The organism is Streptomyces sp. NPDC051662 (assembly GCF_040681655.1).
Lineage (GTDB): Bacteria > Actinomycetota > Actinomycetes > Streptomycetales > Streptomycetaceae > Streptomyces.
Genome location: NZ_JBFAZD010000001.1, coordinates 620,411 through 634,981 on the forward strand (window position 1 = coordinate 620,411; position 14,571 = coordinate 634,981).

Consider the following 14,571-nt stretch of genomic DNA (forward strand, 5'->3'; position numbering starts at 1 on the left):
CACCGCCGGAGGCGCGCCGGCCCGTGCTCCCGCGCATGACGGCACAGCCACTGAGCGGAGACGGACGGGAATCGAACCCGCCTGCCCGAGTTGCTCGGGCACCTCGGTTTTGAAGACCGGGAGGGCCACCAGGCACCTCTACGCCTCCCTGCCGGACCTTCAGCCGCACGGCCCGACCAGGGGCCCATCGAATCTCCCGGTCGTGCGGGTGTCAACGCGCCGCGCTGCGAGCGCGATCCCGTACCGGCCGCGGTACGAGGCCGCCCTGAGCACCGATGTGAGAGCCGGCGCGGAAGCCGGCGTGAGAAGGGAATCGTGATGACGACGGCGACCCGGCGGGACAGCGTCCGGCTGACCCAGTACGCCCATGGCGGCGGCTGCGCCTGCAAGATCCCCCCGGGCGAGCTGGAGGAGGTCGTCGCCGGGCTGACCGGCCGCACGCCGCTCGCGGGCCGGGCCGCGGACCTTCTCGTCGGCCTGGACAGCGGGGACGACGCCGCCGTGGTGCGGCTGCCCGGTGGTGCCGGCGCACAGGCCGTCGTCGCCACCGCCGACTTCTTCACCCCGGTGGTCGACGACCCCTACGACTGGGGCCGGATCGCCGCCGCCAACGCGCTGTCCGACGTCTACGCCATGGGTGGCTCGCCGTTGGTCGCCGTGAACCTGCTGGCGTGGCCCCGGGACGTTCTCCCTCTCGCGCTGGCCCGGGAGGTGCTGCGCGGCGGGCTGGACATCGCGGCCGAGGCGGGCTGCCATGTGGCGGGCGGCCACAGCGTGGACGACCCGGAACCCAAGTACGGCATGGCGGTCACCGGTATCGCCGATCCCACGCGTCTGCTGCGCAACGACTGTGGGCGACCGGGGATGCCGCTGTCGCTGACCAAGCCGCTGGGCCTCGGCGTCCTCAACAACCGGCACAAGGCCACCGGCGAGGTCTTCCCCGAGGCCGTACGGACCATGGTGACGCTCAACCGCGAGGCGGCGGAAGCCGCTCTGGCGGGGTCGGCGGTCTGCGCGACCGATGTCACCGGGTTCGGCCTGCTCGGGCATCTGTTCAAGCTGGCGCGTGCCTCAGGAGTGACCGCCGTGGTCCACGCCTCGGCGGTCCCCGTCCTCGACGGGGCGAGGGAGGCCGCCAGGGACGGATACGTCAGCGGCGGCACCCGCCGCAACCTCGCCTGGGTCGCTCCGGACACCGACTTCGGCGGTACGGACGAGCTGACCCGGCTGTTGCTGGCGGACGCCCAGACTTCCGGCGGACTGCTGGTGGCCGGGGAGGTGCCCGGGGCACCGGTCATCGGGGAACTCGTCCCGGCGGGCGAACACCGGTTGGCCGTCCGCTGATCCGGCGTCAGTCCGCGCGGGCAAGGCGTCCCGTACGGTCACCGTCAGGGCCGGTGACCGTACCCCCGCGAGGTCATGGCCCGTGTCGCTCGGCGTCTCGCGCCCGCAGGCGTTCACGCTGCGGCACCACGACATAGGCGGGGTCCTTCGTGGACACGACGCCCGCCTCGAACGTGCCGAAGCGCTGCAGGACGCTGCCGGCGAGCAGGGCCAGTCCGGCGGCGGCCGCGGCCGGGCGGCTGCGCCGGGCGACGGTCAGCGCGGCGAGCGCTCCGCCCAGCGTGAGGTACTCCGACGCCCGGCGCAGCCGGTGGGCCCGCCCGGTGGTGTACGCCGTGGTCACCAGTCCTGGCCGGTGCTCGATCAGCCGGGACGCGACGAGTTCCGCCGCCGCCCCGGCCGCGCCGAGCCGGCGGGCGGGACCCGCCTCGGCCACCGGCGCGAGCAGCATCCCGAGGCCGCCCCCACTGGCCGCCGCGGACCCGGTGAACACGAACGGCATTTCCCGGCGCGCCTCGTGCCAGGCCGGCACGGCCGTCTGGGAGAGCAGCACCGCCGTGTAGGAGGCGAGCCCGGGGGCGAAGACCGCCGCGGACAACCCCGCCGGGCGCGCGGCCATCCGCAGCAGCCGGCCGGGCAAGGTGGCGCGCAGGGACGCGGGCAGCAGCTCGGCCGTGGCCGCCAAGGCGCTGCCGGGGCCGAAGGCCACCAGGATCCAGGTACCGACGGACATCGGGGAGGTCGGCTTGGCGACCCGCAGCATGTGAAGGAACCGCTCGGGCCGGCCCAGGTCCGCGACCAGCAGATACGTGCTCGCGGCCAGGGCGCCGAAGCTGCCCAGCCGACTCGCCCGGCGCAGTGCCGGGCGCCCGGTCAGATCGGCACCCGCGCCGAGCAGGGCCGAACTGGCCGCCAGCCCGCCGGTGAACAGGTACGCCGGGATCTTCCACTCCCACACGGGTGGTTTCAGCACGGGCCGGCCGTAGTAGGAGCGGAACTCCGTGCTCGGTACGACCGACCGCTCACGGCTCCCGTCGCCGTCCGGGCCCGCGCTGGAGGTGTGCGCCCGGACGCCGGTCGATCCGGTGCCGCCGCGCGGCTCCCGCGGGATTCCTTCGTTGTCGGTCATCGCCTGCCTCCGCCCAGGAAGACGGCGGCCGAGGCGGCCAGCAGGGCCGAGGCGGCCGCGCCCGCGTACTTCCACATCGCGGGCAGATCACGTGTGGGCACGACCGGGTCGGGCGGCAGTCCGTACACCTCGGGCTCGTCCAGCAGCAGGAAGAACGCGCCGTCGCCGCCCACCCCGTCATCGGGGTCGCGGCCGTACAGCCTGGCCTCGCCGACCCCCGCCTCGTGCAGCTGCTCCAGCCGCCGGTCGGCCCGCTCCCGCAGCTCGTCCAGCGGGCCGAACTGGATGGAGTCCGTCGGACACGCTTTCGCGCAGGCCGGTTCCAGATCGCCGCGCAGCCGGTCGTAGCACATGGTGCATTTCCAGGCCCGTCCGTCATCGGGCCGCCGGTCGATCACCCCGTAGGGGCAGGCCGATACGCAGTAGCCGCAGCCGTTGCAGATGTCGTCCTGTACCACCACGGTGCCGAACTCGGTGCGGAACAGGGCCCCGGTGGGGCACACGTCGAGGCATCCGGCGTGGGTGCAGTGTTTGCACACGTCGGAGGACATCAGCCAGCGGAAGGCCGTGCGGCTCTCCGCGCCCGTGCCGGCGCCGGGCAGTTCGAAGGAGGGGAACCCGAGGTGGACCGGGGCGGTGCCCAGATCAGCACCGCCTCGTTCGGCATGCGTGAGAGCGTCGGCCACCAGGGCCTGCGCGGCGTCGGTGCTGGAGGCGCCGGTGGGAAGGGCGGCCAGGCCCGCGTCCTGTCGGCCCAGCGGGCGTTCCTGCTCGATGAAGGCGACATGCCGCCAGGAACTCGCGCCGAGCATGCCGGTGTTGTCGAACGACATGCCCAGCAGGTCGAGGCCGTCCTCGGGCACGTTGTTCCATTCCTTGCAGGCCACCTCGCACGCCTTGCAGCCGATGCAGACGGAGGTGTCGGTGAAGAAGCCCACCCGGGGCGGGTGGTCGCGGTGGCCGGCGTCCGCCGCGGGATCCGCGAGCAGCCCGTACAAGCTGTGCTCGTGCGTCATGCTGGTCCCTCCGATGGGCCCGGTTCGGTGTGGGGCGGTCTGGGGCCGTCGCCGACCGTCACGATGCGGGTGCCGGTCTCCGGCGTGATCCCCGCCCGGCCGCGGTAGCCCTCGACGTACTCCAGCAAGGCCGGACCCCGCGGTCGGCGGCCGGGCCGGACATCGCAGGTCAGCACCTTGCTCTCCTGGATGAACACATTCGGCTCGACGACCACGCCGATCAGGTCGTTGACCACGTCCCCGGTGGTCAGTCCGCTCTGCCCCCAGTGGTAGGGCATCCAGACCTGGTGGACGATCCGGCCGTCGATCCGCAGCGGCGCCATCCGGTCGGTGACGACGACCCGGGCCTCCACCGCGGTCCTGCTGGTGATCACATGTCCCCAGTCCAGATGGCGCAGGCCGCGTTCGGCCGCCAGTTCCGGGGACACCTCCACGAACAGCTCCGGCTGAAGCTCCGACAGATACGGGAGCTGTCGGCTCATGCCGCCCGCGGTGTGGTGTTCGGTGAGCCGCGCCGCGGTGAAGACATAGGGGAACACCTCGCTGTGGGCCTCGGGCGGAGCGGGGTTGGACGGGTTGTCAAGACGGCCGTACACCTTCCGCACGGGGTTGCCCTGCTGACCGTAGAGGAGGTTGCGCGTGGGCGACTCGTGCGGCTCGTAATGGGTGGGCAGCGGGCCGTCCGCCAGTCCGGCCGGGGCGAACAGCCACGCCTTCCCGTCGGACATCATGATGAACGCGTCGTCGCCGCGCAGCGCCTCGGTCCCCGTCGCCCCCTCGGGCGGCCGGTATTCGGGCGGCTTGCCCTTCTCGAAGTCCGGTGTGTCGTGCCCGGTCCACTCACCTCGCCGCTCGTCCCACCAGACGAGGGCCTTCCGTTCGCTCCAGGGCCTGCCCTTCGGGTCCGCGGAGGCGCGGTTGTAGAGCACGCGCCGGTTCATCGGCCAGGTCCAGCCCCACTCCGCGTCGTACGGTCCCTGCTCGAACCGGGACTTCCGGCGCCGGGCCTGGTTGACTTCGTCGGCGTACACCCCGCTGTAGATCCAGCAGCCACAGGCTGTGCTGCCGTCGGCCTTGAGGTCGGGGTAACCGCTGACCGTCCGCCCGGTGCGCAGGTCGATCCCGTTGATATGGCGCAGCACGTCCGCGGCGGACGGCTCGTCGCCCTCGGTCAGGTAGTCCCAGGCCAGATCGAGGACGGGGCGGTCCCGCTCGTCGGCCGAGCCGGCCAGCTTCTCCTTGACCCGCCGGCCGAGCTGGTAGAAGAACCACAGCTCCGACCGCTGGTCACCGGCAGGCTCGACGGCCTGGTCCCGCCATTGCAGCATCCGCTGGGTCTGGGTGAAGCTGCCGGACTTCTCCACGTGCGAGGCCGCGGGGAAGAAGAACACCTCCGTGCGGCAGCGCTCGGTGACGATCTCACCGGTCTCGATCTCGGGGGCGTCCTTCCAGAACGTGGCGCTCTCGATCATGGCGAGGTCGCGGACGACCAGCCAGTCGAGGTTGGCCATGCCCCGGCGCTGGAGCCGGCCGTGGGCCGAGCCGACGGCGGGGTTCTGGCCGAGCAGGAAGTAGCCGAAGACCTTCCCGTCGATCATGTCCATCGCGGTGCGGTACGTGCCGTGGTCGCCGTTGATCCGCGGCAGATAGTCGAAGCAGTAGTCGTTCTCCGCCGTCGCCGCGTCGCCCCAGTACTCCTTGAGCAGCGAGATCATATAGGCGTCGGCATTGCCCCAGAATCCCTTCTGGTCGCGGGGGCGGACGGTGTCCAGATAGGCTGCCAGATTCCCGTGGCCGACGTCCGGCATGGGCAGATAGCCGGGCAGCAGGTTGAACAGGGTCGGGATGTCCGTGGACCCCTGGATGCTGGCGTGGCCGCGCAGCGCGAAGATCCCGCCGCCGGGACGGCCGATGTTGCCCAGCAGCAGCTGGATGATCGACCCGGCCCGGATGTACTGGGCGCCGACTGAGTGCTGGGTCCAGCCGACGCTGTACACCAGCGCGGTGGTGCGCTCCCGGCCGGAGTTCGCCGTCCAGTCGCGGCACACTCCCAGGAACAGCTCTTGGGGTACCCCGCAGATCCGCTCGACCATCTCGGGGGTGTAGCGGGAGAAGTGCCGCTTGAGCACCTGGAACACGCAGCGGGGGTGCTCCAGGGTGAGGTCGGACGCGATCTCGCCGGCGGCCCCTTCGACGGCCGGACCGCCGGCGCCGTGCTGGTACGGCGCGGACTGCTCCTTCTCGTGTTCCTGTCGGTCGGGGCGCGCTGCGTGGTCAGGTCCCCGCGCCGCCTCGGTGCTCTCGTACAGCCAGCTCGACGAGTCGTACGAGGCGGTGTGCGGGTCGTACCCGCTGAACAGCCCGTCCAGGTCCTCGGTGTCCTGGTACCGCTCGCTCAGCAGGAACGGCGCGTTGGTGTACGACCGCACGTACTCCCGGAAGTCCAGGCCGTTGGAGAGGATGTAATGGATCACGCCGCCGAGGAAGGCCATGTCCGTACCGGCCCGCAGCGTGACGTACTGGTCCGCCAGAGCGCTGGTACGGGTGAACCGCGGGTCGATGTGGATGACCCGGGCGCCGCGGGCCTTGGCCTCCATCACCCACTGGAACCCGACCGGATGGGCTTCGGCCATGTTCGAGCCCATGATGATGACGCAGTCGGAGTTGGCCAGGTCCTGCTGGTAATCGGTCGCGCCGCCGCGCCCGAACGAGGCTCCCAGACCGGGAACCGTCGCGGAGTGTCAAATACGCGCCTGGTTCTCGACCTGTAGTGCTCCCAGGGCCGTGAACAACTTCTTGATCAGGTAGTTTTCCTCGTTGTCCAGCGTGGCGCCGCCGAGGCTGGCGATGCCCATGGTGCGCCGTAGCGTCTTCCCGGCCCCGTCGGTGTCCTGCCAGCCCCTGCGCCGCGCGTCCAGTACCCGGTCGGCCACCATGTCCATGGCCGTGTCCAGGTCCAGGTCCTGCCACTCGGTTCCGTAGGGCGGCCGGTAACGCACCTTCCGCTCACGCTGCGGACCGGTGACCAGTTGCTTGCTGGCCGAGCCCTTCGGGCACAGGCGACCGCGCGAGATCGGGCTGTCCGGGTTGCCCTCGATCTGGATGACCCGCTCGTCCTTGACGTAGACGCGCTGCGCGCAGCCCACCGCGCAGTACGGGCAGATCGAGTCCGCCACGCGGTCGGCGCTCGCCGTCCGGGGCGTGAGACCGGCGGAGCGTCCGGACTCGGCGGCCTTACCCCGCCCCAGCGGGTCCGTGCCCGTGAGCTGCCGGTATACGGGCCATGCGCCGAGCCACCGTTTCACGCCCATCCGCCTGCTCCTTCGCGCGGTGGTGTTCACCTGGTCCGGACTGTACGCCCCGGTGCTTCTGCCGCAATCCCAGGAATGTACGGGGAGGCCCGGACTTCGCGTCCAGGGCTGGTGAGTCCCGACCTGACCAGGCTGAGCCATCCGGGTCTCACCCCGTGGGGGTCCGGTCGGCGCCGGTCAACGGCGAAGAACGCCTTGCCGGTCAGCAGTTGGTCGCCGCCACGATCGTCGCGGAGCCATGCCCCGGCGAGCTGTCTGACGCGCTCCTCGATCGGTAATCCGCGGCTGAGAACGACATGGTTGTTACTCATCGCCGCATTATGCGGGCGGGCACGCCCCCGTGGACAGGCCCCGCGATGACCTGAGGATCGACGCCACCGGTGGGCGAGTGGAAGTCTCCTGCCGCGCGAACGGGCGGGGCCGCGGGAGGAGGTGTATGCAGGAGGCATGGATATGCGGCATTTTCTGGGCCGCTTCGGCGGGTCACGGCGGCCCGGTAACGGACTGGTCGCCGTGCCTGTCGCGATCATCCTGGTGATCACCCTGGTCGATATCCGCACTCCACAGAAGATCCATCTCGATCCGTTCCTGGTGGCGGCGCCGGCGATCACGGCTTCGTTCGGCGGCCCCGGTCTCACCGCCGCCGTCGGGGCCCTCGCGGTGGGGGCCCAGATCCTGATCCAATACTCGCAGGACCCCCTGATGACCGCGAACCATCAGGCGCAGACCGCCGCTCTGATCCTGATCTCTGTCTTCGTCACGCTCTTCCGTTTCGTACTGGACCGGCGCCAGCGGCAGATGCACCGGGTACGGTCGGTGGCCGTCGCGGCACAGAAGCTTCTCCTACGGCCTCTTCCCCGGCGGATCGGACCGCTGCTGATCGCCTCCGTGTATGTCTCGGCCGAGGAGGACGCGCAGATCGGCGGGGATCTGTATGCCGTGGTCTCCGTCGCGGGCGCGGTCCGACTGGTGATCGGGGATGTCCGCGGCAAGGGCCTGTCCGCGGTCGAGGACGCCGCGGGCCTGGTCGCCGCCTTCCGCGGGTCCGCGTACCGGAACCTTTCGCTGCCCGCCATCGCGGCACACCTGGCGAATTTCACCCACTGGAACATCGTCCACCGCGCCGAGGTGGACGATGACGCCGCGGAGTCCTTCGTGACCGCGCTGATCCTGGACATCCACGACGACCGCCCGCGGGTGGATCTGGTGGACTGCGGGCATCCCCCGCCACTGTTGCTGCGTAACGGCACGGTACGGACGCTGGAGGTCGACGAGCCCGCGCCGCCCCTGGGTCTGAGCGCCGCGTCGGAGAGTGAGTATGTGGTCGAGACGTTCCGTTTCGTGCCAGGTGATCTGCTCCTGCTGTACACCGACGGTGTCGTCGAGGCCCGGGACCGGGGCGGGGGCTTCTATCCGCTGGCCGACCAGGTGGCCTCCTGGAACGAGGCCGACCCGCAGGTTCTCGTCGACCGTATCCACCAGGACCTGCTCCGACACACCGGCGGTGATCTCGGCGATGACGCGGCCATCGTCGCGCTCACCCGGCCCCTGGCCGAGGTGGGTCCCTCGGGAGGGGCCACGGAGAGTCGATGAACAGGCCCGAGGACCCGAGGCGGTCCCGGCGCTGCTCCGGATCCCAACGCTCCGGACGCTCCGGGATCTCATGCTCCGGATCACGGCCCCTACATCCCCGGGATGACCCGCGGGGCCGGTTACATCCGGGGAGGGACGTCGCCTGCGTACCGGGGCTTCTAGGTTCATGCCATGACTACTGATCTGGACAGCTCCCCACAGACCGTCGTGCGGCTGGACGACGTCCACAAGGAGTACGGCGACGCGAAGGCCCTGGACGGCGTCTGCCTGGAGATCCGTGCCGGGGAGGCGGTCGCGGTGATGGGGCCCTCGGGGTGCGGCAAGTCGACCTTGCTCAGCATGGTCGCGGGCCTGGACCGCCCGACGTCGGGCACGGTGCGGGTCCGCGGCCAGGATCTGGGGCAGCTGAACGAGACCGGGCTGGCGCTGTTCCGGCGCCGGCACATCGGCATGATCTTCCAGTTCTTCAATCTGATCGACGATCTGCCGGCCCTGGACAATGTCGCGCTGGCCGCCCAGCTGACCGGCACGTCCGCCCGCCAGGCGCGCCGCCGCGCGCTGGAGCTCCTCGACGAGCTGGGCGTCGCCGGCCGCAAGGACACCTATCCGGCCGCGTTGAGCGGCGGCGAGCGTCAACGAGTGGCCGTGGCACGGGCGCTGATGAACCGTCCGGCCCTGCTGCTGGCCGACGAGCCGACCGGCGCGCTGGACAGCCGCTCGGGCGAGCAGGTCATGGACCTGCTGATCGACCTCAATCAGATCGGGCAGACCCTGCTGATCGTCACGCACGACCCGCGTCTGGCCACCCGGTGCGCCAGCCGACTGGTCGAGGTCGCCGACGGCAGAGTGGCCCGCGAGAGCACACTGGAGTCGACCGTGTGAGCGACGCCGGACGCCGGCCTCTTCGACAGATGGGGGTTCTCCGACGGATGGGGGTTCTTCCGACTTCTCCGGGATTTCCCGATGTGTTGACGCACATGAGCGCGAAACACCCGAAAGGCAATTCAGACGAGCCGGTATCCAGGGGCCGACGGATCTCTTCTGTGGCATTCCGCGAGATTCCACGAGATTCCATCGGAATGTACGGACGCATACGGACCCCGGCGGGCCGGAATCATCTCCGGCCCGCCGGGGCTTTTCGCGTACGGTGCGGAATCGCTAGCTCGTCAGGCCCGTGGGCTGAGCGGCCCCGACGACCTTGCCGACGGCGTAGGCACCCGTGACGAGAGCCGCGCCACCCGCGAAGGCGAGGGCAGGCGTGGCCAGAACCGGAGACGTCTCATGCGCCAGCCAGCCGGGGGTCTCCTCGGAGAGCCCACCGAGGCTCTCCATCTGTGCGTTGAACTTGTCTTCGATCATTTGTCCCTCCCCATGAGGAATGTGCGGTGGACGGTGGACACACAGAAGGCGGCCGGGGAAAGGGATGGATGCGCAGCCCTTTATCTACTCGGACTCACCCGGGGTGAGATACAAGCAGCTATTCGAACTGAGTGAGTATGACGTGGATCACAGTGCAAATGGAATGGATAGTTCCAACGCCATTTCGGCACCATGACATTTATCAATCATGGGCATGACATCCGTCAGCCGACGCCATGAGGAACCTCACCCCCGGGGCACCGGCTCCGCGGTGATGGCGGCTACACGTATCCACCGGTCATTGTGACGGAGATCACAAATCCATCCGCGGCCGGCGGGCAGCGCGACGCCGCGCCCGGGGAAGGACGTTCATCCCCCGGGCGCGGCCGACTACGGGTCACACAGCTGGGCGCACTACTTCAGCAGGTACGCCTTCACGATGGTCGTCTCGTAGGTGTTGCCGTTCTTGTCGGTGAGCTTCGCCTTGAAGGAGACCGACTTGGCCGTCTTCGGGTGGCTCAGCGACAGGCTCTTCTCGCCGTCCTTGCCGGTGGTGACCGGGGCCTTGGCCCACTTGGTCCCACCGTCGTAGGAGACCTGCACGGACAGGGACTTGAAGCCCTTGCCCGCCGCCGGGCCCTGGAGGGTCAGCGGGACGGTCAGCTTCTTGCCGGCCGCCGCGGCACTGCCCAGATCCAGCTTCGGGGCGAAGCGGACGGTGGAGAGCGGAAGGGTGGCGATGGCGTCATCGGCGGGCTTCTTCGAGGCGAACGCCCACTCCGCGGTGATACGGGTGGTGACCCCGGCGACCTTGGTGGAGCGCGACGCGTCCGTGCTGATGCGGTACGCGGCCGACTTCGCGGGCAGACCCTCGATGAACTGGCAGAGACCGTCCTTCTCGTCCAGGACGTTCTTGCCGTCGACGGTGATCAGCGTGCGCTGCTTGGAGACCTCCGACTGTCCGAAGTGACCGGCTCCGTCGGTGAACACGGGTATACAGACGGCCAGTTCGTTCCCCAGGCGCAGCGCCGTGTTGTCCTTGTCCACCTTCGGGCTGAAGACACCGACGTTGTACGTCTTCTCGTAGGTCTTCTTCGCCTGGTACGTGCGGGGCGGGTCGGACTGGAGGAACAGGCCGCCCTCCTCGCCCGTGCCGTCCTGGCTGATGCCGAACTCCCAGCTGAAGCCCTTGGGAGCGGTGACATACGTCTTGGCCGTGGTGGGGAGGGCGAACGGCTGGGTGATCGTACCGACCCCGAAGGACTGCGGGGCGGTCCAGAACGGGTTGACCGTGCCCTTGCGGCCCTTGGCCGAGGTGCCGGTCTTGATGTTCACCAGGGCCAGTTCGCTCTTGGACGCGGTGTGGCTGAAGCCGGTGTGCAGCGAACCGGTGCGGTTGTAGAGGAGGTTGTAGCTGGTACTGCCCTTCTCCCAGGTACCGCCCACCTGGCTGCTGAACTCCTTGGCGGGCAGCGCCGCGCCGAGATGCGCGGTACGGAAGCCCTTGAACGAGTCCAGGTACCAGGTGCTGCCGTAGCCGTTCTCCCCCGTCTGGAGGAAGTAGTTGAAGTACGCGTCGCCCGGCTTCGCGGAGTCCGGCGCCGTGATGGAGAGGGGCTTGGACTTACGGGCGTCGAAGGTGACCGTGGTGTTCTTGGTGATCGAGTACTTCGGCTGCACCATCAGCGCGATGTCCGGGGGCGTGTCGCCGCCGTTGGGGGTCTGCACCGGCGCGTCGAGCGCGTACACGCCCTTGGGGACCCGGATCTTGGCGACGCCGTCGCCGTCGGTGTCGTACGGGTTCTGCCAGAAGTCGGCGGTGAGACCGTAGACGGTGGTCTCGGCCTGGGCGGGCTTGCCCTTGGTGTCGATGAACTTCATCGTGAGGTCGTACGACTCGACCTCACGGGTCACGGCGAACGACGTACGGGCCTGCTGGCCGCCCTCGGCCGCCTTGGCGGTGACCGAGCCGGAGTACGTGCCGTCCAGGGTGCCGACGCTGGTGTTCGCGGTGAGTTCGACATCGGCGGTGCCACCGGCGGGTACGGTGACCTGCTTCGCGCCGAGCGCGAAGAAGCCGGCCGGGGCGGGCTTGCCCTTGGGTCCGACCGTCTGCACCGACAGGTCGAGCGTCACCGGCTTCGCACCGCTGTTGCGGTAGGTGAGCCGCTTGGTCACCGGCTTGTCGTCGGTGTGCGGCCACTGCTGGGTGCCGAAGCCCAGCGACGTCTGCTCGCTCACCACCGTCTGGGTGATCGCCCTGGCCACATCGGCGCGGCCGGTGCCCTGCTGATGGGCCGTCAGTCCGGTGGTGGGTTTGGCGGACGCGGTCAGCGTCCGCTTGATCCGCTGGCCGGTCCAGTCCGGGTGCTCCTGGGCCAGGATCGCGGCGGCGCCCGCGACATGCGGGGTCGCCATCGAGGTGCCCGACATCGACACATAGCCGTCGGCCGCCGGGTCACCGATCTGTCCCTGGGCAGCCTTCGCCGCGACGATGTCCACACCGGGCGCGGTGATGTCCGGCTTCAGCGAGCCGTCGGCCGTCGGGCCCACGCTGGAGAAGTCGGCGATGTTGTCGGCGCGGTCGACCGCGCCGACGGTGAGCGCGGAGGCCGCGCTGCCCGGCGAGCCGATCGTGGCGGCGCCGGGGCCGTCGTTGCCCGCGGCGATGACGAAGAGGATGCCCTTCTCGGCGGAGAGCTTGTCGACCGCCGCCTCCAGCGGGTCCGTCTCCGTGGTGTCCCCGCCGCCGAGGCTGAGGTTGGCCACCTTCGCGCCCTGGTCGGCGGCCCACTGCATGCCCGCGATGATGCCGGAGTCGTCACCGAATCCGGAGTCGTCGAGCACCTTGCCGTCGAGGATCTTCGCGCCGGGCGCGACGCCCTTGTACTTGCCGCCGGACTTGGCGCCGGAACCCGCGGCGGTGGACGCGACATGCGTGCCATGGCCGAAGTGGTCCACGACGTTGCCCGAGCCCGAGAAGTCCTTCTGGGCCAGCTCCACACCCTTGAGGTCGGGGTGGGTCTCGTCCACGCCGGTGTCCAGGACGGCGATCTTCACGCCCTTGCCGTCGTAGCCGGCCTGCCAGGCGGCCGGCGCGCCGATCTGCGGAACGCTCTTGTCCAGGCTCGCCCGGCGCTTGCCGTCCAGCCATACGCGCTCGATGCCGGGCGCGACCGTACGCTCCCCGCTCCGCCGCTCGCCGGTCGCGGTGAGGGCCCGCCACACCTCGGACGTACCGGTCTTGGGCGCGGTCACCGCCTCGCCCTTGACCGCGGGCAGCACCCGGCGTACCGAGACGTCCGCGGCCGAGATGGCGGACTTCGCCCGCGCCTTGTCGTCGGCGGCCTTGGCGTACGACACGATCAGCGGGAGCGTCCCGCGGTGCGCGTCGTCGTAGCGGTCCTCGATCAGCCGGCTGACATTGAACAGCCGCCGGTCCAGCTTGCCCTGGGCCACCAGCCGGGACGCGTCCGAGGGCAGCACATAGGTGGCGCCGGCTATGCGGTTGACGGCTATTCGGACGCTCTCGCGGCCCTTGGCCGGTTGCACCCCGGTCACGCGTCCCTCGGCGTCCACATGGACACGGTCGCCGGTGATCAGGGTCACCACGGACGACTCGCCCTTCGCCTGCCGTGCCTTCGCGGCGAAGGTCTCCGCGCGGTCACCGGCCGAGGCGCCGCCGGACGCGGCCCCCGAAGCGGCACCTGTCGTGAGGCCCGCGGTGAGCAGCGCCGCCACCATGGCCGCGCCCGCCCTGCTTGTCTTTCTGAGCAACTCTCCCCCAAAGGTGAGGTGTTGTGTTGAACGAGCCCAAAGCGACGCCTGCCGGGATGCGTGGTGATCAACCGGATCCAACGTCGGCACGGAAGACGGCGGACGGACCCGAGGGGTTCCTTCGCACAACCGTCGAATTGACGCCACATTTCCGAGCGCCTTCGGCCACGCACCGATGGTAGTGGGCCCTCAACTGGGTCCGGGGGCCCTCCGCTTGGGCCCGGACCCATCCTTAGGCTGCGGTCACTTGGGGAAACGGGAGACGACGCGGGCGAGGAGAACCGATGAAGGGCGCAAAAAGGTTTCACCGATGGCATGCGCATGACCGCCCACTTGTTCCCCCGTCACACCTCGACCGGGGTCAGAGCGGGGCCGAGTACGCCGCGATGGTCGGGGTCGTCTCGCTGGTCGTGGCGGCGATCGTCGGTCTGAGCGTGCCCGCCGACACGGCGACCGGACTGAAGAGCGCGGTGTGCCGAATACTCCACCCGCTCAGCGGCGCCGAGGCCTGCTCCTCCGGCGACTACGCGGGCGACGACGGCGACGGAGACGACAGCGGGGGCGGGGGTCCCGACGATCCCTTCGTACCCAACGGCGACCCGTTCGAGCCCGCGAAGTGTCTGCTGTCCCAGGACCAGACCAAGACCACCGTCGTCATCCAGATCCTCTTCATCAAGATCAGTGGCTCGGAGACGGTCAAACTCCAGCAGTGGTCCGACGGAACCGTCACCCTGGAGCGTGTGACCGAGAGCGGAGTCGGCGTCACGGCGAGCATCTCCGCCGGCATCCCCGGCCTGAAGGACTGGGGCGGCAGCGCCTCGCTGAGCGGCAGCTATGTGAAGGGCAGCGGCAGCGGCGGACAGTGGCTCTTCAACGGGAACAAGAGCGGCGATCCGCAGGCGGACCTGGCGGCCAACCTTGAGGACGCGCAGAAGTTCACCGAATACCTCAAGGCGATGGACGACTGCAACAGCCGGCCCGCGGGACCGCGCTCCTCGGAGCTGGGAATGATCTGCGGCTACCACGCGAACAAGAAGAAGCC

General features: G+C 69.9%; 9 protein-coding genes and 1 tRNA gene. 4 read left to right on the forward strand and 6 right to left on the reverse strand.

Going from position 1 to position 14,571, the window contains the following annotated elements; genetic code table 11:
• Positions 1–54: 54 nt before the first annotated feature.
• Positions 55–148: transfer RNA gene (locus tag AB0M67_RS02620), tRNA-Sec, on the reverse strand.
• A 170-nt stretch (positions 149–318) separates the two neighbouring features.
• Here AB0M67_RS02620 and selD point away from each other — a divergent pair.
• Positions 319–1,344 carry a selenide, water dikinase SelD gene (selD, locus tag AB0M67_RS02625; RefSeq protein ID WP_365741775.1) on the forward strand — a complete coding sequence of 342 codons (1,026 nt, stop codon included), beginning with the start codon at positions 319–321 and terminating at the stop codon, positions 1,342–1,344.
• 73 nt (positions 1,345–1,417) lie between these two features.
• On the opposite strand, the gene nrfD is transcribed toward selD, so the two are convergent.
• The 3 genes from nrfD to fdh are packed head-to-tail and all read right to left on the reverse strand — an operon-like array spanning position 1,418 to position 6,800.
• On the reverse strand, positions 1,418–2,473 hold the full coding sequence (nrfD, locus tag AB0M67_RS02630; protein WP_365741777.1) for an NrfD/PsrC family molybdoenzyme membrane anchor subunit: 1,056 nt from the start codon (positions 2,471–2,473) through the stop codon (positions 1,418–1,420).
• Complete coding sequence (locus AB0M67_RS02635; protein ID WP_365741779.1) at positions 2,470–3,489, reverse strand: 4Fe-4S dicluster domain-containing protein; 1,020 nt, start codon at positions 3,487–3,489, stop codon at positions 2,470–2,472. The genes nrfD and AB0M67_RS02635 overlap by 4 nt, the downstream gene beginning before the upstream one ends.
• A complete protein-coding gene (gene fdh, locus AB0M67_RS02640; RefSeq protein WP_365741781.1) occupies positions 3,486–6,800 on the reverse strand; it encodes a formate dehydrogenase in 3,315 nt (1,104 codons plus the stop codon). Before fdh ends, AB0M67_RS02635 begins: the two co-directional genes overlap by 4 nt.
• Before the next feature lie 447 nt (positions 6,801–7,247).
• On the opposite strand from fdh, the gene AB0M67_RS02645 reads away from it, so the two are divergent.
• Positions 7,248–8,393: a PP2C family protein-serine/threonine phosphatase gene (locus AB0M67_RS02645; protein ID WP_365741783.1), complete on the forward strand. Its 1,146-nt coding sequence runs from the start codon at positions 7,248–7,250 to the stop codon at positions 8,391–8,393.
• Between the two features lie 171 nt (positions 8,394–8,564).
• Positions 8,565–9,275: an ABC transporter ATP-binding protein gene (locus tag AB0M67_RS02650; protein WP_365741785.1), complete on the forward strand. Its 711-nt coding sequence runs from the start codon at positions 8,565–8,567 to the stop codon at positions 9,273–9,275.
• A gap of 276 nt (positions 9,276–9,551) precedes the next feature.
• Here AB0M67_RS02650 and AB0M67_RS02655 read toward each other — a convergent pair whose 3' ends face one another.
• The gene (locus AB0M67_RS02655; protein WP_365741787.1) at positions 9,552–9,752 is read right to left on the reverse strand and encodes a hypothetical protein; all 201 of its coding nucleotides are present in this window, start codon (positions 9,750–9,752) and stop codon (positions 9,552–9,554) included.
• A 414-nt stretch (positions 9,753–10,166) separates the two neighbouring features.
• On the reverse strand, positions 10,167–13,529 hold the full coding sequence (locus tag AB0M67_RS02660) for a S8 family peptidase (RefSeq protein WP_365741789.1): 3,363 nt from the start codon (positions 13,527–13,529) through the stop codon (positions 10,167–10,169).
• A gap of 386 nt (positions 13,530–13,915) precedes the next feature.
• Between AB0M67_RS02660 and AB0M67_RS02665 the strand changes: the two genes are divergently transcribed.
• Positions 13,916–14,571, forward strand: a 656-nt coding sequence (locus tag AB0M67_RS02665) for a hypothetical protein (RefSeq protein ID WP_365741791.1), incomplete at its 3' end; no start/stop codon positions are given.

Coding starts and splice junctions, on each gene's coding strand:
- selD (WP_365741775.1), top strand. CDS start 319: ATGACGACGGCGACCCGGCGGGACAGCGTCCGGCTGACCCAGTACGCC.
- AB0M67_RS02650 (WP_365741785.1), top strand. CDS start 8,565: ATGACTACTGATCTGGACAGCTCCCCACAGACCGTCGTGCGGCTGGAC.
- AB0M67_RS02655 (WP_365741787.1), bottom strand. CDS start 9,752: ATGATCGAAGACAAGTTCAACGCACAGATGGAGAGCCTCGGTGGGCTC.
- nrfD (WP_365741777.1), bottom strand. CDS start 2,473: ATGACCGACAACGAAGGAATCCCGCGGGAGCCGCGCGGCGGCACCGGA.
- AB0M67_RS02635 (WP_365741779.1), bottom strand. CDS start 3,489: ATGACGCACGAGCACAGCTTGTACGGGCTGCTCGCGGATCCCGCGGCG.
- AB0M67_RS02645 (WP_365741783.1), top strand. CDS start 7,248: ATGGATATGCGGCATTTTCTGGGCCGCTTCGGCGGGTCACGGCGGCCC.